The organism is Streptomyces sp. NPDC057287 (assembly GCF_042667905.1).
GTDB lineage: Bacteria > Actinomycetota > Actinomycetes > Streptomycetales > Streptomycetaceae > Streptomyces.
Genome location: NZ_JBHUYV010000034.1, coordinates 1 through 21,807 on the forward strand (window position 1 = coordinate 1; position 21,807 = coordinate 21,807).

Here is a 21,807-nt window from a genome sequence, read left to right on the forward strand (position 1 = left end):
TTCCGGTTCTACACCCCCCCCCTGCCGGGTTTGGCCGGGGGGGGGCCGTCCCCCGACGCCGACCATACGCAGGACTTCGCCCTCATCAAGGAGATCGGCGCCACCGCACTGCGGATGGCCCACTACCAGCACGACCAGAAGGACTACGACCTCGCGGACGCGGCCGGCGTGGTGGTGTGGGCCGAGATACCCCTGGTCAATCACGTCACCGACTCCGCCGCCTTCACGGCAAGTACACGTGACCAACTGCGCGAACTGATCCGGCAGAACTACAACCACCCGTCGATCGCCTTCTGGGGCATCGGCAACGAGCAGCGCTCCGACGACACCCCCACCAACACACTGCTGGCGGACCTCGCCGCAATCGTCAGGAGTGAGGACCCGGGCCGCATCAGCACCTACGCCAACAACCTCGGCAACAACGCCCAGGTGGCCGGGCACGCGGACACCACCGCGTACAACAAGTACTACGGCTGGTACGGGGGTTCCTACAACGATGTGGGAGCCTGGGCGGACAGCCTGCACAGGGCCGATCCGAAGCGCACCTTCGCCGTCGCCGAATACGGCGCCGGCGCGAATCCCGCGCAGCACGCGCTCAACCCCTCGGCTCCGAGCGCCGGGGGTCAGTTCCACCCGGAGGAGTACCAGGCTCTGCTCCACGAGGCTTCCTGGAAGCAGTTCGCCGCCCGGCCCTTCGTCTGGGGCACGTTCGTGTGGAACATGTTCGACTTCGCCTCCGACGGGCGGAACGAGGGCGGCAGGCCGGGAATCAACGACAAGGGCCTGGTCACCTACGACCGGGCGACCCGCAAGGACGCCTTCTACTGGTACAAGGCCAACTGGGCTTCCACACCGACGCTCCACATCACCAGCCGACGCTGGGCCTCCCGTACCGATCCCAGGACCGAGCTGAAGGTCTACTCCAACGCCGGGCAGGTCACCGCCATCCTCAACGGCACCTCCCTGGGGACCAGGAGCAGCTCCGACCACATCTTCAAGTGGGCCGGTGTGACCCTGCGCCCAGGATCCAACACCGTCTCGGTCAGTGCTTCCGTCGACGGGGCCACCCACACCGACACCGTCACCTGGACACTCGACGAGACCACGTCCTGACCCGAACCCTCGAGGCGCTGTGCGGGCCGGGTCGCGTCGACCGCGACCGGCTGCGAGGCGACCGCCCGAGGCGCCGCCCGTCCGGGTGCACCGCATGCGCAAGGACTCTGTTCTGATCCTGACGCCACACGCATTGGAGACGCCATGAAGCGCGAACAGATCAAGCGCAGAACCATACTTTCGACGGCTGCCGGCGTACTGGCCGCCGGCGCGGTCACCACTCTGCCGCAGCACGCCTACGCGGCGGCCGACGAACCGGAGCAACTCGGCGACTACGCCTCGCACGTGGCCGAGGGCCGCAGTGTCACCGTCACCAGCGTGACCGGTCAGCGACTGCGACTGACCGCGTACGGCAACCAGATGGTCAGGGTGCGCGCGGCCCGCGCCGGAGAGGACTTCTTCTCCGACACCCGCTACGAAATGGTCCAGCCCCAGAGCCACACCTCTCTGGGCGGCAGCCTGACCCTCAAGAACAATACGAACACTCTCGAGTTCGACACCGGCGCCGGCGACGGCCTGCGCATCGTCCTCAACAAGAAGCCTCTGCGACTGGAGTTCTACGCCCGGGACGACGGAGACCTGCTGGTGAAGGAGGACTCCACACGCAGCATCACATGGAGCGGCTCGAACCACTCGGTCGCCACGGAGGCGTTCGTCCCACCGTCCTCCGAGGAACGCTTCCTCAAGGCGGGTCACGGGGTACTCGGCCGCACACCGCGGCTCGACCGCACCGGCGACACCGTCTCCCACAACTACGCCGACGCGGCGGCGGCCGCCGACAACCCCAACAACCAGGCACCGGCCATCGTGCCGTTCTACCTCTCCAGCCAGGGTTACGCGGTGTTCTTCAACACCACGTTCGACACGACCTTCAGCTTCGGCGGCAGCAACGGGTACAGGTTCTCCGCCGACGCCCATGACGCCGAGGGCGTACGCCCCCAGCTGGACTACTTCCTGATCAACGGCCCCCGGTTCGCGCAGCTCCTCGACCGTTACACCCAGCTCACCGGCCGCCCCCGGCTTCCTCAGCTGTCCATCTTCGGGCTCCACATGTCCGACAAGAGCTTCGCCTCCGAGAGCGACCAGGACTGGTGGCGCGAGAAGATCGGCCAACACCGCGCCGCGGGATTCCCCTTCGACCACCAGGTCAACGACAACCGCTGGCGCGAGGGCTCGGGCTCCTGGTCGGGGTCATGGTTCGAGTTCAGCGATGAGCGCTGGCCCGACCCCGCCGGCTACCGGAAGTGGGCCGCCGACAACGGCGTCACCGTGACCCTGGACTACAACCGCAACAACACCAACGAGATGGCGGGATGGAAGGGCGGCCCACGGCCCGGCTACAGCATCGCGGCAGCCGACCTCCAGAAGGTGAAGGAGAACAACGCCGTTCCCGACTGGAGCAATCCCGACGCCCGCGCCTGGGTGTGGAAGGTCTTCTGGGACAAGGCTCTCGACCCGTCCCTCGGCTTCCCCGGCGACGCCCTGTGGATCGACGAGACCGACGATCTCGGAGGGATCCCGTACACGGCGCGGATGGCGGACGGCCGTACGTGGGCCGAGGACCGCAACGCCTACTTCCTGAACCTGCACAAGGGTGTCGGTGAGGAAGGCTGGGATCCCTCCGGAGCCGGGCACATCGGTCCCGCCAAGCGCCCGTGGACCTGGAGTCGCGGGGCCACCGCCGGCCAGCAGCGATACGGGCACTACTGGACGGGCGACATCAGCCAGACCTACGACGAGATGCGGAATCAGATCCGGGGCATGCAGACGGCCGGCCTCGGCGGCTTCCCCTTCGCCAACATCGACGGCGGCGGCTTCGACGGCGGCACGGTCTCCGACGCCTTCTACCGCAACTGGCCCGTCGCCTGGTCCAGTCTCTCCCCGATCTGGCGCCCCCACACCTCCGCCTCGGTCAAGGACCACGGCAAGAGGGCCTCGCGCTGGCCGCTCGACCAAAGCGTCCAAGCGCAGGCGGAGTTCGCGAAGTACGGTCAGCTGCGGTACAGCCTGATGCCGTACATCTACACCCTCGCTCACCAGGCTCACGCCACCGGCATGCCGATGGCGAGGGCCATGGTGATCGACTACCAGGACCGGACCCGGGCCTACAACCACGACCTGCAGTACCTGTGGGGCCCCTCGCTCCTCGTCGCCCCCTTGACCTCCGACGGCGGAGGCTCGCAACAGGTCTGGCTGCCCGCGGGAACCCGCTGGTACAACTTCTGGACGGACGCCAAGCACACCGGGTCCGACACCACGGACCTCTCCTACACCACCCGCACCGGCGAGACACCGCTGTTCGTCAAGGCCGGGGCGATTCTGCCCAAGTACCCGTACGCGCAGAGCACCGCCCACCTCACCAAGCGGCAGCTGGAGATGGATGTCTACGCGGGGGCCGACGGCGTGTTCGAACTGGTCGAGGACGACGGGGTGACCGAGGAGTACCGGACCGCCGGGAGGACCAGCGTCACTCGCCTCACCTTCACCGACGCCTCCACCCGCGTCGTCATCGCACATCCGAGGGGAACGTACGACGACGCACCCGGCGGGCGTCGTTACGTCGTCCGCATCCACGGCTTGAACAGCCCGGTGGGAATGCGGGTCAACGGCGGCGCCACCCTGCCCGCCTTCACCAGCGAGGCCGCGGTCCTCCTCAGCGACAAGGGCACCGGCTCCGTTTGGAACGCGGGGACGAAGGTCCTCAGTGTCATCACACCGGAGATCACCGTATCCACGGGCAGCGGCAACGCCGCCGCCATCGAACCCAGCGGAGCCTCTTTCCCCCAGGTCGGTGGCGGTACGGTCTACCAGGCCGAAAACGCGCGGCTCGACAGCGCCTACATCATCGACACCGTCCACTCCGGCTACACAGGCGCCGGCTACGCCGACTCCACCGGAACGGCCGCTGCGGGATCGACCCTCGCGTGGACGGTCGCAGTGGCCGCGGCCGGCAGGAAGCAGCTCGTCGTCCGCTACGCCAACGGCGGCACCACCGACCGTCCCTTGGACATCGACGTCAACGGCACGAAACGCGGCACCCTCACCATGCCGCCCACCGGCGGCTGGGACACCTGGGCGTCCGCCTCCCTCACCGCGGACCTTCCGCAGGGGGAGAACGTCACCGTTCGCGCGACTCTCACCGGGGGCCAGGGCGCGAACATCGACAGCCTGACGGTGCTGTAGCGGGACCGCACCGCCCACAGGCCCGCACCGTGGCCGTCCGCAGCCCGTCGGTCACGACGGCTGCGGTGCGGGACCGTCGGACGGGGCCCTGCCCTGGCCGGATGGGGCACGCACCTGGACGATCGCCACTCCGCTCGCCGCCAACTCCTACGAGGTACGGCATGCTCACACGTACGCCTATGCGGGCGACCGCTGGAACACCGGCGATCTCGGCTCGTCCCCCATGGTGTGGCTGCCGCTGACCATCAGCGGCACCACGGTGGCACTCGGCTGGCAGAACTCCTGGACTCTCGACGTGGGGGCCGGCACCTGGAAGGGCACCTCCGACCCGTCCGACGGAACCCGCCGCCTCACCAGCGCCGCGAACGGACTCCTGATGGACGTCGACGGCGCAGCCGGCACCGACGGAACGGACGTCGTCCAGTGGCCGGCCACCGGGGGCACCAACCAGCAGTGGACGCTCCACCAGGTCCGCGGGAACGTCTACACGCTGGTCGGCGCCGACAGCGGCAAGTGCCTGGAGGTCCCCGGCCGGTCCGCGGCGCAGGGAACGCGCCTCGACGTGTGGACCTGCGACGACGGCACCAACCAGCAGTGGGTGCTTCAGGCCGCCGGCACGTACACCTCCCCCTCCAACGCCTCCTACACCCTGATCAATCTCAGCAGTGGATGGGTGATCGACGTGCCCAAGGAGTCCGCCACCCCCGGCACGCCGCTCCAGCAGTGGGCCGCCACAGGCGGCACGAACCAGATCTGGACCCTGGGCTGACCTACGCGGACGGGCCGGTCGAAGCTGACCGGTCCGCCGCTCCCTGATCCGGGTCCTCGATCCGGTCGCCCCGCAGCGGCTCCGCACACGACCTGACGAACGCGCGTACCGAGCCGGAGAGTTCGTCAGGTCGGCCGAGCGTCACCACCTCCACTTCGGCCGCCATGTCCCGCAGGGGCCGGTAGACGAGTCCCGGCAGTGCGATGCGCTCCGCGGCTGCAGGAACGAGAGCCACACCGACGCCGGCTGAGGCGAGCGCGAGCACGCCCAGAGTGCTGGTCACCAGATGGACATGGGCCAGGCGCTGCGAACGGGCCGCCCCGAACCGGTCGAGCACGCTCTCGTCACCCGGGTCGGCCGCGTACACGATGAGGTTCTCGCCCTCCAGGTCGGCGGGGGCGACCGAGGCCGCCGAGGCGAGTGCGTGGTCGTGGCATACGGCGACCGCGAGGCTCGTCCTCGCCCCACGCGTCACCACGAGTCCGGCGGTGTCGCTGAGGCCGTTGTCAGGGCTGTATCCGATGTCGAGTGTGCCGTCTCGGAGCCCTTGCACCTGCGCGGCGGGCGGGAGCTCGGTCAGGTGGAGCTCGACTGCGGGGTGAGCCCGGTGGAAGCGCCGCAGGTCCTCGGAGAGGATGCCTTCCAGAACGGCGATTCCGGAGAAACCGATCCGCACCGCCCCGGTCTCGCCCCTGACCGACTGCCGGGCGACGTCCAGGGCCCGGTCGGCCTGCGCGAGTGTCCGCCGTGCCTCGAGCAGGAGCAGATTCCCCGCCTCCGTCAGTTCGACCCGGCGGCTGGTACGGACGAAGACCGGGCCCCCCACCTCCCGCTCGAGTGCCTTCACCTGTGTGCTGAGCGTCGACTGCGTGACGTGCAGCCGCGCGGCAGCACGGCCGAAGTGGCAGTCCTCGGCCACAGCCACGAAATAGCGCAGATGACGAAGTTCCACGCGAGCCTCCGATCGTTTTGAGCGAACAATAGATCAGATCTATCAATTGGCGCGATCGGTGAAGCGGTCACAGACTGGAGATATGCCGACAACGACAACACTTCAGGACCGCCAGGACATCGCCGACCTCATGACCGGCTGGATCCATCGAGACCAGGGTCGGTGGGACAGGCTCCGGGAGCTGTTCCACCAGGGAGCCCGGATCGAGATCACCTGGTTCGAGGGGGCGGCCTCGGACTTCGTCGACGCGTCCGCGCGGATGGCCACCACGGATCTGCGCACCAAGCACCTCATCACGTCCCCAGCCGTGACGTTCTCGGCGGACGGCTCCCGCGCGGTCAGCGAGACCAACGCGGTCATCATCGCGGAGAACAGCAGCCTCGGCCTGGGCTGCAACGGCCACAACCGCTTCATCGACCGGATCGAGCGCCGGAACGGCGTATGGCGCATCGTCGACCGCAAGAGCGTGTACGACTTCGCCACGTTCACCTTTCCTGCCGGGATCACGGCCATCGACCCCGAGGTGGTGGCCAGGTACCCGCGCGAGTACGGGGCACTGGCCTACGTGCTCGACTTGAGCGGGTTTCCGGTTCTCCGCACCTTCGCGACCAAGGGGAGCGAACTGGAGAGCGTCATCACGAAGTCCGCGTTCGCCTGGCTCGGCGAGGAGGACCAGGGATGACGGCCACCTCTCGGACAGCGGGAACCGGAAGCAGCATGAAACTGATCACCATCGAGGAACACACACTCGACACCGCGGTGGCGCGGGCATCCGCGGGGCGCGCTGCGGAGGTGAGCCCGCACTTCGCGACGGCGTACTCACCGGCCGGTGGACTCCCCTACTCCCCCACGGCCGAGGAGCTGGAAGATCTCGACCAGGGGCGCATCGCCGACATGGACGCCCACGGCATCGACGTACAGGTGCTGTCCAACCTCACCACACAGTTCCTGCCGGCCGGTGTGGCACCCGAGCTGGTACGGGGAGTCAACGACCGCCTGGCGGCGGCCTGCGGGCGTCATCCAGGCCGCTTCGCCGCGTTCGCGTCGCTGCCGACCTCCGCTGCGGACCACGCGCCGGCCGAACTCAGGCGTGCCGTCGAGGAACTCGGGCACGTCGGCACGCTCATCCACGGCCGTACGGACGACGACTTCCTCTCCGCCGAGCGGTTCGACCCGATCCTGCGGACCGCCGCAGAGCTGAGGGTCCCTATCTATCTGCACCCTGCCCCGCCCACCCGCGGGACCAGCGCGGTCAACTACGAGGCGGGCCTCGATCCCGTGGTCGCCACACGGTTCGCCACCGCCGGGTGGGGGTGGCACAACGAATCGGGCATCCACTTCCTGCACCTCGTGCTCAGCGGAGCTCTGGACCGCTACCCGGACCTGCAGTTCGTCCTCGGACACTGGGGGGAGATGATCCCCTGGTTCCTGGACCGTCTGGACGAGGCGCTGCCCCGGCGCGCGACGGGACTCGACCGGACCATCGGTGACTACGTGCGCCAGAACGTCTGGTACACCCCCAGCGGCATGTTCACCACACCTCACCTACGGTTCTGCGCCGATGTCCTGGGCACCGACCGGATGATCTACTCGGTCGACTACCCCTTCGTGGGCAACGCGGGTGCCGGCGCCTTCCTGGAGGACTGCGAACTGTCCGCGGACGCCAAGCTCGACATCGCACACCGCAACGCCGAGCGCCTGCTCGGACTCTGAACCGGAGCCGCACCGAGTGGCTCCGGCCGGGCCGGCACAGGACATTGTTCAGTCCGCCGGTGGTCAACAGCAATTCATCGAGGAGTTCTCATGACGGTCATCACAGCGATCGACGGCGTTCGCGTCTTCACGGGAGACGGACTCACGGAGCCGAAGCGCGTGCTCGTCGAGGGCGCGGAGATCGTGGCCGGTGGGACACCGGACTCCGTGGTCGACGGCACGGGCAAGGTGCTGCTGCCGGGCCTGATCGACTCACACATGCACGTACTCGGGCGAGGAGACCTGGAGAACCTTGCCACGTGGGGGGTCACCACGGGTATGGACATGGCAGCTTGGCCGCTCTCCTTCGTCACCGAGATGCGCGGGCAGGCAGGCGTCGCACAGGCCTTCAGCGCGACGACCCCGGCAGTCGGCCCCGGCGGGAACCACGCCAGGATGCCCGGATTCCCCGAGGACGGCGTTGTCACCGATCCGCGGGAGGCGCGCGCCTTCGTCGAGCGCCGGGTCGCGGACGGCGCCGACTACATCAAGGTCGTCACGGAGGCCGCACCGCCGGAGGGCATGGACCAGGCGACCGTGAACGCGATCGTGGACGTGGCTCATGAGCACGGCCTCCTGGTCGTGGCGCACTCGATCACCACAGGTGCGTTCCACGTCGCGGTCGAAGCCGGGGTCGACATCAGCACGCACGCCCCCTTGGACGCAGTACTCGACGACGAGACCGTTCAGCGAATGCGCAGCGCCGGGATGGTGTCCTCGCCCACACTGACGATGATGCGGGGTATCGCCACGAACCGTGCTGCGGCAGGGCTCAGGTACGAGTACGCCCGTGACACGGTGACCAAGTTCCACGAGGCCGGCATCCGGCTCCTGGTCGGCACCGACGCGAACTCCGCGCCCGGCGTCCCCTTCGCACCCCAGCACGGCGAATCCCTGCACGACGAACTGGAGCTCATGGTCGGTGCCGGCCTCACCGCCGGCGAGGCACTCCGCGGAGCCACCACGCTCACGGCACGGACGTTCGGTCTCGACGACCGCGGCACGATCGAACCCGGCAGGCGCGCCGACCTGCTTCTCGTCGACGGCGACCCGACCACCGACATCAGCGCGACGCGTGACATCGTCGGTGTCTGGATCGCCGGAGAGCGCGTCCGGTGAGAAGAAGCCTGGACGTCTGCCCTCCGCACGGGCGTACAAGCAGAACGGACACGACGGACACATCATGAGCGATGCACGTGTGGATGAAGCCAACTCTCGCGCGCGCACAGGACGGTCACCCAGGCTCCGCACCCTGCTCGACACGATCCCGGTGTACGTACCCGGCAAGCCGGCAGCGTCCACCGGCGACCCGGGCTGGAAGCTGTCCTCCAACGAGAACCCGTACCCGCCGCTTCCCGGCGTGCTGGAGGCCCTGGCCGCTGCGGCCGGGCAGATGCACCGCTACCCGGACATGCACTGCACCGAGCTCACGGACCGGCTGGCGGAACACCTCTCGGTGCCCGCCACCCACATCGCTCTGGGCACCGGTTCCAGCGGGCTGCTGCAGCAGTTGATGCAGATCAGCATCGACCCGGGTGACGAAGTCGTGTACGCGTGGCGCTCTTTCGAGTCCTACCCGATCGTCACCCGTCTGTTCGGCGGGCGCCCCGTGGAGGTGCCACTCACCGGCGACGAGGCACACGACCTCGACGCCATGGCGCGGGCGGTCACCGACCGCACACGGCTGGTGTTCGTGTGCACGCCCAACAATCCCACCGGCAAGGCGCTGCCCCGGGACTCCCTGGAGACCTTCCTGGACCGCCTGCCGGCCGATGTGGTGATCGTCCTGGACGAGGCGTACGTGGAGTTCAACAGCGACCCCCACCGCGCGGACGGCTTGGCGCTCTACCGGGACCGGCCGAACGTCGTGACCCTACGGACCTTCTCCAAGGCCTACGGCCTGGCAGGGTTGCGGGTCGGTTACGCGGTGGCCCATCCCCCGGTCGCCGACGCTCTGCGCAGGACGGCCGTGCCCTTCGGTGTCTCCAGCACCGCGCAGAGCGCCGCAATCGCGTCTCTCGAACGGCACAGCAGTCTGATGGAACGCGTCGATGAGCTGGTCACCGAGCGGGGGCGCGTCCAGGAGGCGCTGCTGGAGCAGGGCTGGACCCCTCCGGACAGTCAGGCCAACTTCGTCTGGCTCCGCCTCGGTCAGCAGACCGCCGCTTTCGCCGAACACTGCCGTGACGCCGGGGTGGGCGTGCGACCGTACGGTGAGGACGGCGTGCGGGTGACCATCGGAGAACGACAGGCGAACGACGCCGTACTGACGGCGGCCGGTCGTTTCCGTCGGCGGATGTCCGCCGGATGAGCCGGGTGTCCGCCGATGAAGCGGCCGGAGCGCCTAGGCGAGCGAGCGGAGCGCGTAGAGCTGAGGTGGCGGGCTCGGCGCAGTCGCGGCCGGGCCCACGTCAGCGTCCGAGAGGGTGGAGTAGCTCCACCTCTCGCTGAACGAAATCCTTGAAACTCGTCGGCTCTCGACCGAGCAGCCACGTGAGCACATTGGGATTCCCGATGAAATCATGACTGCTGTAGCGCTTACTGATCGCCCGCGCCGCACCGGTGTGATAGGGAAAGCAGATTTCGTGGTCCGCGCCCAGGGATGCCGCCGTGAATTGATCGGCATCGATCCGCTCGGCAGCCACTTCACGGCCCAGCACGTCGGATATGACCGTCGCGATGTCGAGTGCCGTGTAGCGACCGGGAGCGACCAGTTCATAGGTCGCTCCTGCGTGGCGACCACTGTCGGCGAGGACGGCGGCGGCCACCTCGGCCACATCACTCAGATCGACCATCGACTGGTATCGGTCGAGCGCCCAGGAGAGACGGAACAGGCCCTGCTCGACAGCAGGCTTGAGCCTGTGCCGCAGCATGTAGTTCGCAGGCTGGAGAATCGTGAACTCGATCCCGGAGGAGAGCAGGTGTTCTTCGAGGTCACGTTTCACCTCGTGCTGGGTGAGGTCGGTGAGAATCGCGTGGAGTACCGAGCTGAAGACGAAGTGCTTCACGCCGGCTTCCCGCGCGGCGTCAATGGCGACGAACCCCATCTCCCGCTCCTCGGGATGAAGAGTCGGCCCGACGTAATAGACCTTGTCCACCCCGCGCATGGCCCGTGCCATCACATCGGGATCGGCGATGTCGCCGACAACGACATCGGTCACACCGGCAGAGCGAAGGGCCTGGGCCGACTCTTCGGAGCGTACGCACGCACGAAGGACCTGACCGGCTTGCAGGAGTCGCGGAACCAGATGTCTGCCTTGATTGCCGTTGGCCGCGGTAACCAGTATCACGATGTCATCCCCTTGCCCACGTTCGCTTGCCGACCCGCTCCAGGCGTTGAGCTCGACGACCAGAGCTCCGCCCTCAGCAGGGATGCGGCCACTGGCGCCATCCTCGGGCGAAGATGAACATAATGTCAACAGTTTCCAGAGGGCCGGAGATGGCCACCCTGAAAACGGGACGCCGGACACCGCGATCGCACCCGCCGTCCAGCAGGCCCAGAACTGCCAGGCAGAGACAGAGGGCGGACAGGTGGACCGACCGCCGGTAGACCCTCTCGATCACATCAGCCCCGCGCACACATCGGCACACTCGCCGACCCGGAGGCAGATCAAGTGTTGACAGTTTCACCCGGCAATCCGTGACCCGGCCCCGCCTGGTGGACGGGGCCGGGTCCTCCAGGATCAGCCGGTCCTGACGGGGAGCTGCAGGTAGGAAGCGCGCTCTCCCCCGGTGTGAATGACGTGCTGACCGCTGTTGGCGGGGGTGTACTCGCGGTTTCCGGGCATCATCGTGCCCAGGAGCGAGCGACCGCTGATGACGAATCGGAGCTGTTCGCCCGGGTAGAACGTCAGCCCCAGCGGGAGCAGGTCGATCTCGATGTCGACGACCTCGCCGGGGGACAGCTTCTCGACGCGGTCGAAGCTGTGGGCGGGAACGTCCTCGGTGGAGAGCGCCTTGTCCAGGTGTCGCATCGAGACCCGCAGACGCCCGTCGGAGCCCTTGTACCGCAGGATCGAGGCGCCCCGCTCGGTGACGTCCTGGATCTGTGCGCCCTGGTTGGGCACGGTGAACTGCTGCAGCGGCGTGCCGTGGGCGTCGAGCTTCTGGACGAGGAGGAACAGGTCCATGTCGTCGGACCCCTGCGCCTCGACCCAGAGGTGCGCCTTCGGGTACCCGACGAGCACGGTCTCCTCGTCGAATCGGGTCACGAACGACACCGTGTCGGGGTTGGCCCCCGCGGTGTAGCCCGCCGTGGCCCCGGTGGCGGGGACTGCCGTCCCCAGGGTCCGTGAGCGGCCGTCGAGGTAGTACTTCGCCGGCGTCACCTCTGCCGGCGGGAACTCGTCTGCCGGGATGTTCACCCTGTCGCCGCCTTCGAGGTCCAGGAGGGAGTAGCGCACGCGCGGCGTCTGCTCCCATCCGTTGTCCTCACCCTTGAGGAAACGGTCGAAGAACCGCCGCAGATCCTCCGTGTTGGCCTCGTCGTAGTAGTCGGGCCATTCCTGGCTGTTGTGGATGCGCAGCCACTTCTCCTCGGACCTCATCCGTCGCCAGGCCCGGAAGGTGCCCGCGGTGTGGAGCGTGTTGGAGTAGCTGGCGACGACGTAGGCGGGCACGGTGATCCGGTCGAACTCCGGGATCTTGTTCTCCCACAGGTCGTTCATCAGCGGGTGGCGCTCGGCCTCCGTGACGATGTCCTCCCTCTGGCCGTTGCCCCAGTAGCTGTTGTTCTGGAGCTGTTCGGCGAACCCCGTGTCGGGCATGCCGCCGCGCAGCACCAGATCGCGGTAGACGTCACTCACGCCTTCCCACGGATTGATCGCCGCCAGGTGAGGCGGCTGCTCCGCCGCGGTGAACCACTGCGACACCGCGAGGTAGGACGTGCCGCTCATGGCGACCTTCCCGGTGCACCAGTCCTGAACACCCAGCCACTCGATCAGGTCGTAGCAGTCCCGGCCCTCCTGCCGATCCCACACGACGCTGTCGCCCTCGGAATCCACCACGCCCCGGATGTCCGGGTTGCAGATCGCGTAGCCGCGGGCGCACCAGTAGGCCGGGTCCGGCCCCTCGAACTTCGCCAGGCCCGAGACGATCCCGTTGTCCAGCCCGACCATGCCGAAGATGCCCATCACGCTGGCGGACGTCCCCTGGCCCTTCCCGTACGGGCTCCAGGCCACGATGACCGGTGCCTTCTCCGCTCCGGCGGGACGGAAGAGATCCACGTGGATCGTGACGCCGTCACGCAGCGTCACCGGCACGTCCTTCTCGAAGACGATGTCGACGGGCAGGGGCTTGAACGGCGGAGCGATCCGGAAACCCGCCTCCAGCGTCCGGGTCCCGGGCTCGAACCCGCTCAGGATCCCGTACCGGGGACCCGGCTCCAGCGGCCGGGACGGCATGAACACCTTCTGGTCATCGCTCATGGGGAGCTCCTCGCATCTTCTTCGTCCGCTGGTCAGGCTCTGGATTCGATTCGAGCGTACGTCTGCGGATCTCATAACTCAACCCGCGTTGAGATTTCTGGCAGGGAGGTACTTTTGGACCATGACCGCTGACAGGACTCCCGTAACCGCCGCGCGCCGCGGACGCCGGCCGGGTGCGAGCACGACCAGGCAGGCCGTCCTCGACGCGGCCCGCACCCGCTTCGCGACCGATGGCTTCACCGCGACCACGATCAGGCGGGTCGCTGCCGACGCCGGTGTGGACGCGTCGTTGGTGATGCAGTTCTTCCGGTCGAAGGACGAACTGTTCGCTGCCGTCATGTCCGTTCCCGCGGACGCGTTGACGCGCTTCAGTGCGGCCTTCGAGGGCACCGACGACCTGCTCGGCGCACGCGTGGTGCGCGCCTTCATCGACGTCTGGGAGGTCGACGCCCGGACTTCGGAGCCGCTCATGGCGATGCTCCGGGGCGCGATCGTCAACGAGAAGGCCAACGAACAGCTGCGCGAGTTCCTCCAGGAGCGCCTGCTCGTCGACGCCATCGCGTCGCGCGCCGTCGACGGGGCGACGCTCCGGGCAGGGATCGTGTCGTCGATGCTGGTCGGACTGATGGTCGGACGAGGCATCGTCGGTGTCCCGACGCTCACCGGCGCGGAACGTGAGACTCTGGTCGCGCTCGTGGGGCCCGCGGTGCAGAGCGTGCTGGTCCCGGCTGCGCCGGTCACCGACGTCAAGGAGAAGCGCCGATGACGGCGATCGACAGCCGCATCTACGTCGAAGGTCACCCCACCGCATGCCCGTCCGACCTGCAGGACGCGGCCGACAGCCTGGAGCGGTCGGGGGGCGTGGCATGGATCGGACTGCTGAACCCCGGCCCTGACGATCTCGAGACCGCCGCTGCCCGGTTCGGGCTGCACCCCCTGGCCGTCGAGGACGCGCACAAAGGCCACCAGCGGGCGAAGCTGGAGCGGTACGGCGACACCGTGTTCGTGGTGCTGCGGCCCGCCACCTACGACGACGGGCTCGAACGCGTCGACTTCGGCGAGGTCCACCTGTTCGTCGGCCGCCATTTCGTCATCACCGTCAGGCACGGTGCGGTGCCGGATCTCTCGGCTGCCCGCGACGCCCTCGAGGCCGAGCCGCAGTTCCTCAGCACAGGACCTGAAGCGATGCTCACGGCATTCCTCGACGTCGTCGTCGATGGTTACGCCCCTGTCGTCGCGGGGCTGGTGAACGACATCGACGAGGTCGAGGACAGCCTGTTCGGCGAGGGAGACGCGGATCCCTCGTTGTCGGAGCGGATCTACCGGCTGCTCTCACAGGTGATCGCGCTCCAGCGTGCGATCGGTCCGCTGCCGGACATGGTGCAGGGCCTGCTCCGCGGCGCCGGCAGGTACGGCACCGGCGACGAGGTGCAGAACCGGCTGCGCAACGTGCTCGACCACACGATCCGGGTGACGGAACGGGTCGACGGGTCCAGATCACTGCTGGAGAACGCACTGACCGTCCACTCCACGCTGGTGACGGTGGAACAGAACGAGGCCATGCGGCGCATGTCGAGCGCGAGCCTCGCCCAGGGCGAGGAGAGCCGCCGCCTGGCGGAGGAGACCATCGAGCAGGGCGAGCAGGTGAAGAAGATCTCGTCCTGGGCGGCGATCCTGTTCACCCCGACTCTGGTCGCCTCCATCTACGGCATGAACTTCGACCACATGCCGGAGCTCCACTGGGTGGCGGGATATCCGTTCGCCGTCGCACTCATGATCGGCTTCGGTGTCGGCCTGTGGGGCGTCTTCAAATGGCGCCGCTGGCTCTGAGTGACAGCCGCCGGCCCGACCGTCGTGACGCGGGGGGCCTCTCAGCCGCGGGCGACTCCCCTGCGGTCGGGAGTGAGGAGGTAGGCGATCGCCATGTCGCCGAGCTCGTCCGCGTACTGGCGCCTGCCCGCCTCGCCCGTGGCGGGATCGGGACGCACGGAGTTGTGGAAGCAGGCTCCCAGAACGGCGCGGGCGACCGTGTCCAGCGCGGACTCCGGATCGGAGCGCTTGATCTGGTGGGTGTAGGGGGCTGCCGCTTCGAGCAAGAGGCGATGGATCTCCGTGATGGCGCGGGCCCCTCGGTCCAGTGACTTGGTGCCCCGCGCGCGCAGCAGCTCGGGGAAGAGGTTGTTGCTGTCGGCGAACGACTGCAGCAGGGAGCGCGCATAGGCGTCCACGATGCCGGGGAGCGACGGATCGGCGGCGCGCAGCTGCTCTGCCACGTACTCCTCCCGCCGTTCCAGCATCCGTTCGCTCAGGGCGGTGATCAGCTGATCCTTGTCCTCGAAGCGACGGTAGATCGTGCCGACCGAGACACCGGCGCGTTCCGCGACGCCGGTCATCGTCATCTCGTCGAGCCCGGCCGAGGAGGCGATCTCCTCGGCCGCCTTCAGGACGCGGGCCAGCGTCGCGGCGCTGCGCGCCTGCAGGGGCTCCCGGTAGAGCACTGGGCGATCCGGCTCCTCAGTCATGTCTCGCATGGTACCGACGGTGATCTCGGCAGGTCGTTTTGACAAGTGACGGACTGCTGCGCGTATCCTCAAAACGCGAACGTGAATTCATGTTCGCATATTTGTGGAGGTTCGACCATGACCGACAGCCAAGCTCTTCCGCCCGTGATCGTGACGCTCGAGTCAGGCCCGGCCGCGGCCGGCAGCATCGACGACTTCGAGCTCTTCTACTCCCGGCGGGCGCTGGACCGCTTCCGTGCGCGGCTGGGGCGCCAGGGCCTGCTCGACCTGCTGGCAGAGGACATCGAGAAGGGCAACAGCTTCCTTCGGGAGAGTGCTCTCGCCTCCGACGGCAGCTTCGAGGCGGGCACGACCGTGCTCACGGCGAAGGGCCTCACCGCGGGCGAGTTCCTGAGCTGGATGGAGAAGGCCTTCGCCGGCGACGAGGAGGCGCTCCTCGCGTCGCACCCTGAGCACTACGTGATGGCACCCGGGGCCGACGGAGCGTTCAACGTGGTGGAGAACATCGGCCCCCACGTGTGTTCCTTCTTCATGGGCGGCTGGGGTACGGACGCGATGGCCTGGGCCGCGGACGCGGACGAGCTCCTCCCGGAGTCCGAGTTCCCGCACAAGATGTCCTCGAACCTGTTCCTGGCCGACGGCACGGTCGTCGGGCGGGCGCTGACCCAGTTCGGCGACACCGCCGAAGGCTTCACCGCGAGCCTGACGGTCTACGTGCCCACCTCGTGCCCCCAGGACGTCCTGGAGCACCATCTCCGCCACTACGCCGTCGAGTTCAGGAACTGGATCGACGTCGCCGCGGCGGCCCGCGCCTGACCTGTCCGGCCGGATGCCCGGCAGCTACGACCGCGGCGTAGCGACCGGCCCCGCATCTTGCCGACAGGCCGAGTGGCCGTCCGCCCCATGAGGGCGGCCGGGGCCGAGCGCTTCGGCGTACACGCGGGCTCGGGCGAGCAGAGCCCGGTCCGGTCTTCTCCCACCAGCCGAGATGTGCCGTGCACGCTCCGCGCACGGCACGAAGCAAGCAAGGAAAGACTCACTATGCCCAAGCACTCCACCGTGCCCGGTACGGGACGGAAGCTGGCCCTGGTCGTCCTCGGTCTGGCGGCCCTGATCACCACGATGCTGTGTGCCTTCGCGCTGCCCTCGCTCCACAGCGGTCCGCACCACGTCCCCATCGGCGTCACCGGGGCAGCGTCGACCGTCGGCGACTTCCGGGAGGCCATCGACGAGGACGCGTGGGACGTACGCGTCTACGAGACCCCGGCAGCCGTCCGGTCCGCGGTCGAGGACCGCGAGGTGACGGGTGGGATCGCAGTCACCGAGCAGCGCGTCGACGTCTACACCGCCACCGCCGGAGCCCCCTCCGCGACCAGCGCCGTGACGGCACTCGGCGAGAAGACCGCCGCACAGCAGACGACGGACGTGTCGGTCCACGACCTGGTGTCCTTCACCGAGGACGACCCTCGCGGCACCGGGCTGACCTCCGCACTCATGCCCATGATCTTCGGCGGGATCTTCCCCGCCCTGATACTCGGCAGCTTCTTCCCCGGCCACCCCGGACTGAGAACCCGCATCGCAGGGGCTCTGCTCTTCTCCGTCGTGGCCGGCGCAGCCGTCGCCGCCGTCCTCCAGTTCGCCACGCACTCGATCGCCGGCGGCTACGGGCTCACCACCCTCGGAGTCGTCCTCGGCATGGCCGCCATGTCCACCACCCTCCTTGGGCTGCAAGCCCGCTTCGGCATGGCCGGGTTCGCCTTCGGCAGCGCGCTCATGATGCTCCTGGGCAATCCCCTCTCAGGTCTCGCCACCGGCCCCCACTGGCTCCCCGACGGCTGGGCCACCCTTGGGCAACTGCTCCCCCCGGGCGCCTCCGGCAGCCTCCTGCGCGCCAATGCCTTCTTCGACGGCGCGGATGCCGGACTGCCCGCCCTCACTCTCGCCGTCTGGGTCGCTGTCGGCATCGCCCTCGCCTTCCTGGCCGACCGGCGCGGGAGGCGTTCCCTCCCCTCCCGCCCCGAATCCGCCACCGCCACCGCCACCGCCGACGCCGACGCCTGACAGCGGACGAGGAGGGGGCCGAGCGCAGGTCCATGGGGTCGTGTCCGACGCGACCTGCCGACCCGGCCTGCGCGATGGCCGGGTCGGCACGGGGAGTCGCGCGCGGCCTGTCGGCACGGTCAGGTCGGGTCGGGTCAGGCCGGGCCGGGCCGGGCCGAAAATCGACTCAGGCCTCGTCGTTGTCGACCCAGCTCATGAGCTTGCGGAGCTCCTTGCCGGTGGTCTCCAGCAGGGACTCGCTGTCGGCCTTCTTGTACTCGTTGTACTTGGGCAGACCGTTGTGGTACTCGGCCATCCAGGCCTTGGCGAAGGTGCCGTCCTGGATCTCGGCGAGGACCTTCTTCATCTCGGCCTTGGTGGCGTCCGTGATGATCCGCGGGCCGGTGACGTAGTCGCCCCACTCGGCGGTCTCCGAGATGGACCAGCGCATCTTCTCCAGGCCGCCCTCGTACATGAGGTCGACGATGAGCTTCAGCTCGTGGAGGCACTCGAAGTACGCGATCTCCGGCTGGTAACCGGCCTCGGTCAGCGTCTCGAAACCGGCCTTGACCAGAGCGGCGGTGCCACCGGCCAGGACCGCCTGCTCACCGAACAGGTCCGTCTCGGTCTCCTCCGTGAAGGTCGTCTTGATGACGCCGGCGCGGGCGCCGCCGATTCCCTTCGCGTAGCTGAGGGCGAGCTCCAGGCCCTTGCCCGTGGCGTCCTGCTCGACCGCCACGAGACACGGGACGCCGCGCCCCTCCTCGTACTGGCGGCGGACCAGGTGACCCGGGCCCTTCGGGGCGACCATGCAGACGTCGACGTCGGCCGGCGGCTTGATGAAGTCGAAACGGATGTTCAGGCCGTGACCGAAGAACAGCGCGTCGCCGTCCTTGAGGTTGTCCTTGACGGACTCCTCGTAGACCTGGGCCTGGATCGGGTCCGGGACCAGGATCATGATGACGTCGGCCTCGGCCGCGGCCTCGGACGGGGTCACCACGCGCAGGCCCTGCTCCTCGGCCTTCGCCTTGGACTTCGAACCCTCGTGCAGACCGACACGGACGTCGACACCCGAGTCACGCAGCGACAACGCGTGGGCGTGCCCCTGGCTGCCGTAACCGAGGACCGCGACCTTACGGCCCTGGATGATGGACAGGTCGGCATCGTCGTCGTAGAACAGCTCGGCCACTGGGTCTTCTCCTTGGTGTGCAGGTGCTGCCTCTCACCGCATGCCGGTAAGAGGACGTGCGGTCTTGACGGACCTCGGCGACCCGACTCCGGTCCGCTTCAACGGAGTCTCCGGGGCAGGTGCCGTGCGGAGTGCACTGCCCCGGACCGCGCCGTCGCTCCCCCACTCCGAGTATGCAGGTGCCGCCGCCGAGGCTCGGGGCATCGCCCCGGTCGGCGGCGGCACTTGAGAACCAGGAGGCGCAGCTCGTCAGGCGCGGGCCGCCGCGGCAGCGGTGATCCAGTTCCTGAACTCCACGGCGAAGTGCCGGAGGTGATGGTCCAGAACGTCCTGCGGGCACGACGCGGGCAGGTAGACCGTCAGGCTCGAAGTGAAGCCGTCATCGGTCTCACCGAACTGGATCAGAACCCGCCCGACGATCGTCCCGTCGGCGAGGAACAGGTTCGTGGCCTTCTTGTACGGGAAATCAGCCTTCGGGAGTAGCTCGTCGGCGTCATCGGCCCAGGCCATCGCCTCAGCGGCCCAGTCCCCGAGATAGAAGGAGCAGATGTGAGGGCCGACGTTCTCCACCACATGAACCGAACCGTTCGCCTGGCCGACCATGAGGTAGTGCTCCGGCTGCGCCGCGAGGAGCACGTTCTCGTCGGCGAAGGCCTTGTCCATCCAGGCGACGAACTCACCCGCCCCGAGGCCTTGCGTCGAGAGCACCGTCGTCCCCCCGGTGTAGCCGCCGTCGGAGGCACGGGCACTCTCCCGCAGGAAGGCGTTGCCCTCGTCGATGTCCGCGGCCAACAGGTCGAGCAGCCCTTGCCGGCCCAGCCGCGCCCTGAAGCGGCCGAGTGCACGGCGAGCGTAGAAAAGTTCGAAGTCGTCAATGCTCCCAGTGCCCGCCGGCCCTGAAACGAGTGTCACGGCCGCCGTCGCTGAATTCGGGCTGTCAGTCATTTTCGGAACCCTCATCAGGATGCGAACATGCACTCACATTCGCAATAGTAGAAGTACGCACTCGACCGTTGTCAAGCACGTACACCGCAGTGATCGCCGCTACGATGCGCAGCGTGATGGAGATGGATGAGCCGAGCCCCCGCGCGCACTACAAGGAACCCCGGCAGGCGCGTAGTGCCGCGACCCTGGCTCGCATACTGCACGCCGCCGAGGAGCTCGTCTCCGCAGTGGGCCTGGAGGAGCTCACGGTCGGTGGCGTCGCGGAACGGGCCGGCGTTTCGGTGGGCTCGATCTACCGTCGCTTCGAAGGGAAGGAGCAGTTGGTCGCCGCCCTGACGGACCGGATGCTGGAACAGCGCGAGGAGTACGTCAGGGAGTGGCTGGACAAGGCCGAGCCGTCACTCTCCGGCGTCCTTGACGCCTACACCCGAGCACTGCTGCGCTCTTTCGCCGAGAACAGCAGTCTCTTCTCCGAGCTGTTGCGCACGCAGGGCACTCACGCCCTGGACCGCGGGGCTCGCACCATCACCGTGATCCACCACCTGCTGCTCGAAGCGGCAGCCCCCTACGCCGATCAGATCCGGCGCACCGACGCGCGGGCCGCGCTGGACACCGTGGCACGCGCCATCCTCGGTGCCTGCTTCCACAACTCGCTGCGCCACGACCGCCCCACCGGCGAAGCGGCCCGGCACCGGTACGCGGACGAACTCAGCGACATGGCGATCGCTCATCTCCTCACGCCCGACCGTCACCGCACCGCCCACAAGTGAGCCGTCGCCGCAGCCGGGCATGAGGGAAGGCGCCGCCCTCCGCCCCGTCGCCCGCCGGCCTGCCGACGGCAGGAGAGGCCCTAAGCCTGGATCGCTTTGAGGAATCCGACCCTTCCGGCCTCACTGTGCTCGCGCAGAACGTTGGTCTTCATGTCGGGGTGATGCTCGGCGTTCGGCTCGGGCACTGCGGGGTTACCGGTCCACGACATGAGCCGACAGACGCGGTGCCGGATGCGCCATCCGCCGTCGGTACGGATGAGCTCGTCGTCGTACCAGCCCGTCCCCTGCCACGTCGAGCCGCCTTCGGCTCCTTCGCGCACCAGGAGCCAGTTGCCGTAACTGAAGGCGTAGGCCTTGTCGCCGTCCACATGCACCAGATGGCCCATCATCGTGTGCTGATGCCCGGTCAAGCTCTCATGGAACTCCGCGAAAGAGCGCTTGAAGGTGGCGAGTCCGGACCACGCGTTCCCGGCCGGCCCGAATTCCGCTGTGACGTCCTCCGCGAAGACGCGGTCGAACAGGTCCCACTGATGGGCGTCGAGAGCGAGACCGTAGAGATTCAGAACCTCGATGATCGCGGCCTTGTCGTGTTCAGCCATGCTTGCACTCCTCGTTCTTCACGTAGAAAAGTGGACGAGATCGCCGCCCACCACGCACCACGGTCGATCGCGTCGCCTCCGCACCGACCGCTCGTTTCCGCGCCCGCTCCTGCCGTCCTCGAAGCAGGGACATGACGTACGGAGGACGAGCCCTCGCCCACCGGAGACACCTGCGACACCACACCCGTCGTCACGTACGGAGAGCCGGCACTCGGCCGGGCGGCGGGTGGCGTCGCCATGGACCTCGGCGCCTCAGCGGACCGGCACCCGGACCACTCTTCCGGACCGCCTGGGGCGGAAGGTGCCGGACATGAGGACCATCATTGGGAGCCGCGACAAGCATGTCAACACTTTGCGTCAGGAAGACGACTGGAAGACATTCTCGTAAACCGCCGGAGCATCGACACCGGACACGACTGCACCGGACACCCACCAGGGATGGCCCGTACTGGGCAGACAGGAGCACTCCCCACCCCGGCCACCGACAACGAATGAGCCGGGCGACGTAGACCAAAAAATGTTGACACTATCTTGGGCCGCCACTTAC

At 68.2% G+C, this 21,807-nt stretch carries 19 protein-coding genes; 12 read left to right on the forward strand and 7 right to left on the reverse strand.

All coding sequences use genetic code 11. The features are described from left to right. The 3 genes from ACFUNE_RS36995 to ACFUNE_RS37005 all read left to right on the forward strand — a co-directional run. Positions 1 to 1,113, forward strand: a 1,113-nt coding sequence (locus tag ACFUNE_RS36995) for a glycoside hydrolase family 2 TIM barrel-domain containing protein (RefSeq protein ID WP_383577300.1), incomplete at its 5' end; no start/stop codon positions are given. A 144-nt stretch (positions 1,114 to 1,257) separates the two neighbouring features. Further along, positions 1,258 to 4,296, forward strand: a complete 3,039-nt coding sequence (locus ACFUNE_RS37000) for a TIM-barrel domain-containing protein (protein ID WP_383577302.1) — start codon at positions 1,258 to 1,260, stop codon at positions 4,294 to 4,296. A gap of 223 nt (positions 4,297 to 4,519) precedes the next feature. Beyond that, positions 4,520 to 5,065: an RICIN domain-containing protein gene (locus tag ACFUNE_RS37005; protein ID WP_383577304.1), complete on the forward strand. Its 546-nt coding sequence runs from the start codon at positions 4,520 to 4,522 to the stop codon at positions 5,063 to 5,065. A gap of 1 nt (position 5,066) precedes the next feature. On the opposite strand, the gene ACFUNE_RS37010 is transcribed toward ACFUNE_RS37005, so the two are convergent. Next, the gene (locus ACFUNE_RS37010; protein WP_383577306.1) at positions 5,067 to 6,017 is read right to left on the reverse strand and encodes a LysR substrate-binding domain-containing protein; all 951 of its coding nucleotides are present in this window, start codon (positions 6,015 to 6,017) and stop codon (positions 5,067 to 5,069) included. 82 nt (positions 6,018 to 6,099) lie between these two features. Here ACFUNE_RS37010 and ACFUNE_RS37015 point away from each other — a divergent pair, with 82 nt between their 5' ends. From ACFUNE_RS37015 to hisC, 4 genes are all read left to right on the forward strand, one after another. After that, entirely contained in the window at positions 6,100 to 6,699 is a 600-nt protein-coding gene (locus ACFUNE_RS37015; RefSeq protein WP_383577308.1) for a nuclear transport factor 2 family protein, read from the forward strand. Between the two features lie 35 nt (positions 6,700 to 6,734). Beyond that, positions 6,735 to 7,730, forward strand: a complete 996-nt coding sequence (locus ACFUNE_RS37020; RefSeq protein WP_383577310.1) for an amidohydrolase family protein — start codon at positions 6,735 to 6,737, stop codon at positions 7,728 to 7,730. A 90-nt stretch (positions 7,731 to 7,820) separates the two neighbouring features. After that, positions 7,821 to 8,888, forward strand: coding sequence for an amidohydrolase family protein (locus tag ACFUNE_RS37025; protein ID WP_383577312.1), 1,068 nt, complete (start codon positions 7,821 to 7,823; stop codon positions 8,886 to 8,888). 64 nt (positions 8,889 to 8,952) lie between these two features. Continuing rightward, positions 8,953 to 10,080: a histidinol-phosphate transaminase gene (gene hisC / locus ACFUNE_RS37030; protein WP_383577314.1), complete on the forward strand. Its 1,128-nt coding sequence runs from the start codon at positions 8,953 to 8,955 to the stop codon at positions 10,078 to 10,080. A 100-nt stretch (positions 10,081 to 10,180) separates the two neighbouring features. Here the strand turns inward: hisC and ACFUNE_RS37035 are convergent, their stop codons facing one another. Both ACFUNE_RS37035 and ACFUNE_RS37040 read right to left on the reverse strand, forming a co-directional pair. Beyond that, a complete protein-coding gene (locus tag ACFUNE_RS37035) occupies positions 10,181 to 11,239 on the reverse strand; it encodes an NmrA family NAD(P)-binding protein (RefSeq protein WP_383577316.1) in 1,059 nt (352 codons plus the stop codon). Positions 11,240 to 11,452: 213 nt separating this feature from the next. After that, on the reverse strand, positions 11,453 to 13,195 hold the full coding sequence (locus tag ACFUNE_RS37040; RefSeq protein WP_383577318.1) for a CocE/NonD family hydrolase: 1,743 nt from the start codon (positions 13,193 to 13,195) through the stop codon (positions 11,453 to 11,455). Between the two features lie 121 nt (positions 13,196 to 13,316). Here ACFUNE_RS37040 and ACFUNE_RS37045 point away from each other — a divergent pair, with 121 nt between their 5' ends. Together ACFUNE_RS37045 and ACFUNE_RS37050 are read left to right on the forward strand one after the other, a co-directional pair. Further along, positions 13,317 to 13,961: a TetR family transcriptional regulator gene (locus ACFUNE_RS37045; RefSeq protein WP_383577320.1), complete on the forward strand. Its 645-nt coding sequence runs from the start codon at positions 13,317 to 13,319 to the stop codon at positions 13,959 to 13,961. After that, positions 13,958 to 15,025 (forward strand): magnesium and cobalt transport protein CorA, encoded by a 1,068-nt coding sequence (locus ACFUNE_RS37050; protein WP_383577322.1) that lies wholly within the window; start codon positions 13,958 to 13,960, stop codon positions 15,023 to 15,025. Before ACFUNE_RS37045 ends, ACFUNE_RS37050 begins: the two co-directional genes overlap by 4 nt. 41 nt (positions 15,026 to 15,066) lie before the next feature. On the opposite strand, the gene ACFUNE_RS37055 is transcribed toward ACFUNE_RS37050, so the two are convergent. Then, positions 15,067 to 15,717, reverse strand: coding sequence for a TetR/AcrR family transcriptional regulator (locus ACFUNE_RS37055; protein WP_383577324.1), 651 nt, complete (start codon positions 15,715 to 15,717; stop codon positions 15,067 to 15,069). 117 nt (positions 15,718 to 15,834) lie between these two features. Here ACFUNE_RS37055 and ACFUNE_RS37060 point away from each other — a divergent pair, with 117 nt between their 5' ends. Together ACFUNE_RS37060 and ACFUNE_RS37065 are read left to right on the forward strand one after the other, a co-directional pair. Continuing rightward, a complete protein-coding gene (locus ACFUNE_RS37060) occupies positions 15,835 to 16,533 on the forward strand; it encodes a hypothetical protein (RefSeq protein ID WP_383577326.1) in 699 nt (232 codons plus the stop codon). A gap of 225 nt (positions 16,534 to 16,758) precedes the next feature. Beyond that, complete coding sequence (locus ACFUNE_RS37065; RefSeq protein WP_383577328.1) at positions 16,759 to 17,778, forward strand: hypothetical protein; 1,020 nt, start codon at positions 16,759 to 16,761, stop codon at positions 17,776 to 17,778. Positions 17,779 to 17,944: 166 nt separating this feature from the next. Here ACFUNE_RS37065 and ilvC read toward each other — a convergent pair whose 3' ends face one another. Beyond that, entirely contained in the window at positions 17,945 to 18,946 is a 1,002-nt protein-coding gene (gene ilvC / locus ACFUNE_RS37070; RefSeq protein WP_383577330.1) for a ketol-acid reductoisomerase, read from the reverse strand. A gap of 249 nt (positions 18,947 to 19,195) precedes the next feature. Further along, positions 19,196 to 19,891 carry a hypothetical protein gene (locus ACFUNE_RS37075; protein ID WP_383577332.1) on the reverse strand — a complete coding sequence of 232 codons (696 nt, stop codon included), beginning with the start codon at positions 19,889 to 19,891 and terminating at the stop codon, positions 19,196 to 19,198. Positions 19,892 to 20,007: 116 nt separating this feature from the next. Here ACFUNE_RS37075 and ACFUNE_RS37080 point away from each other — a divergent pair, with 116 nt between their 5' ends. After that, on the forward strand, positions 20,008 to 20,661 hold the full coding sequence (locus tag ACFUNE_RS37080) for a TetR/AcrR family transcriptional regulator (protein WP_383577344.1): 654 nt from the start codon (positions 20,008 to 20,010) through the stop codon (positions 20,659 to 20,661). 80 nt (positions 20,662 to 20,741) lie between these two features. Here the strand turns inward: ACFUNE_RS37080 and ACFUNE_RS37085 are convergent, their stop codons facing one another. Then, the gene (locus ACFUNE_RS37085; protein WP_383577334.1) at positions 20,742 to 21,260 is read right to left on the reverse strand and encodes a nuclear transport factor 2 family protein; all 519 of its coding nucleotides are present in this window, start codon (positions 21,258 to 21,260) and stop codon (positions 20,742 to 20,744) included. Positions 21,261 to 21,807 lie beyond the last annotated feature (547 nt).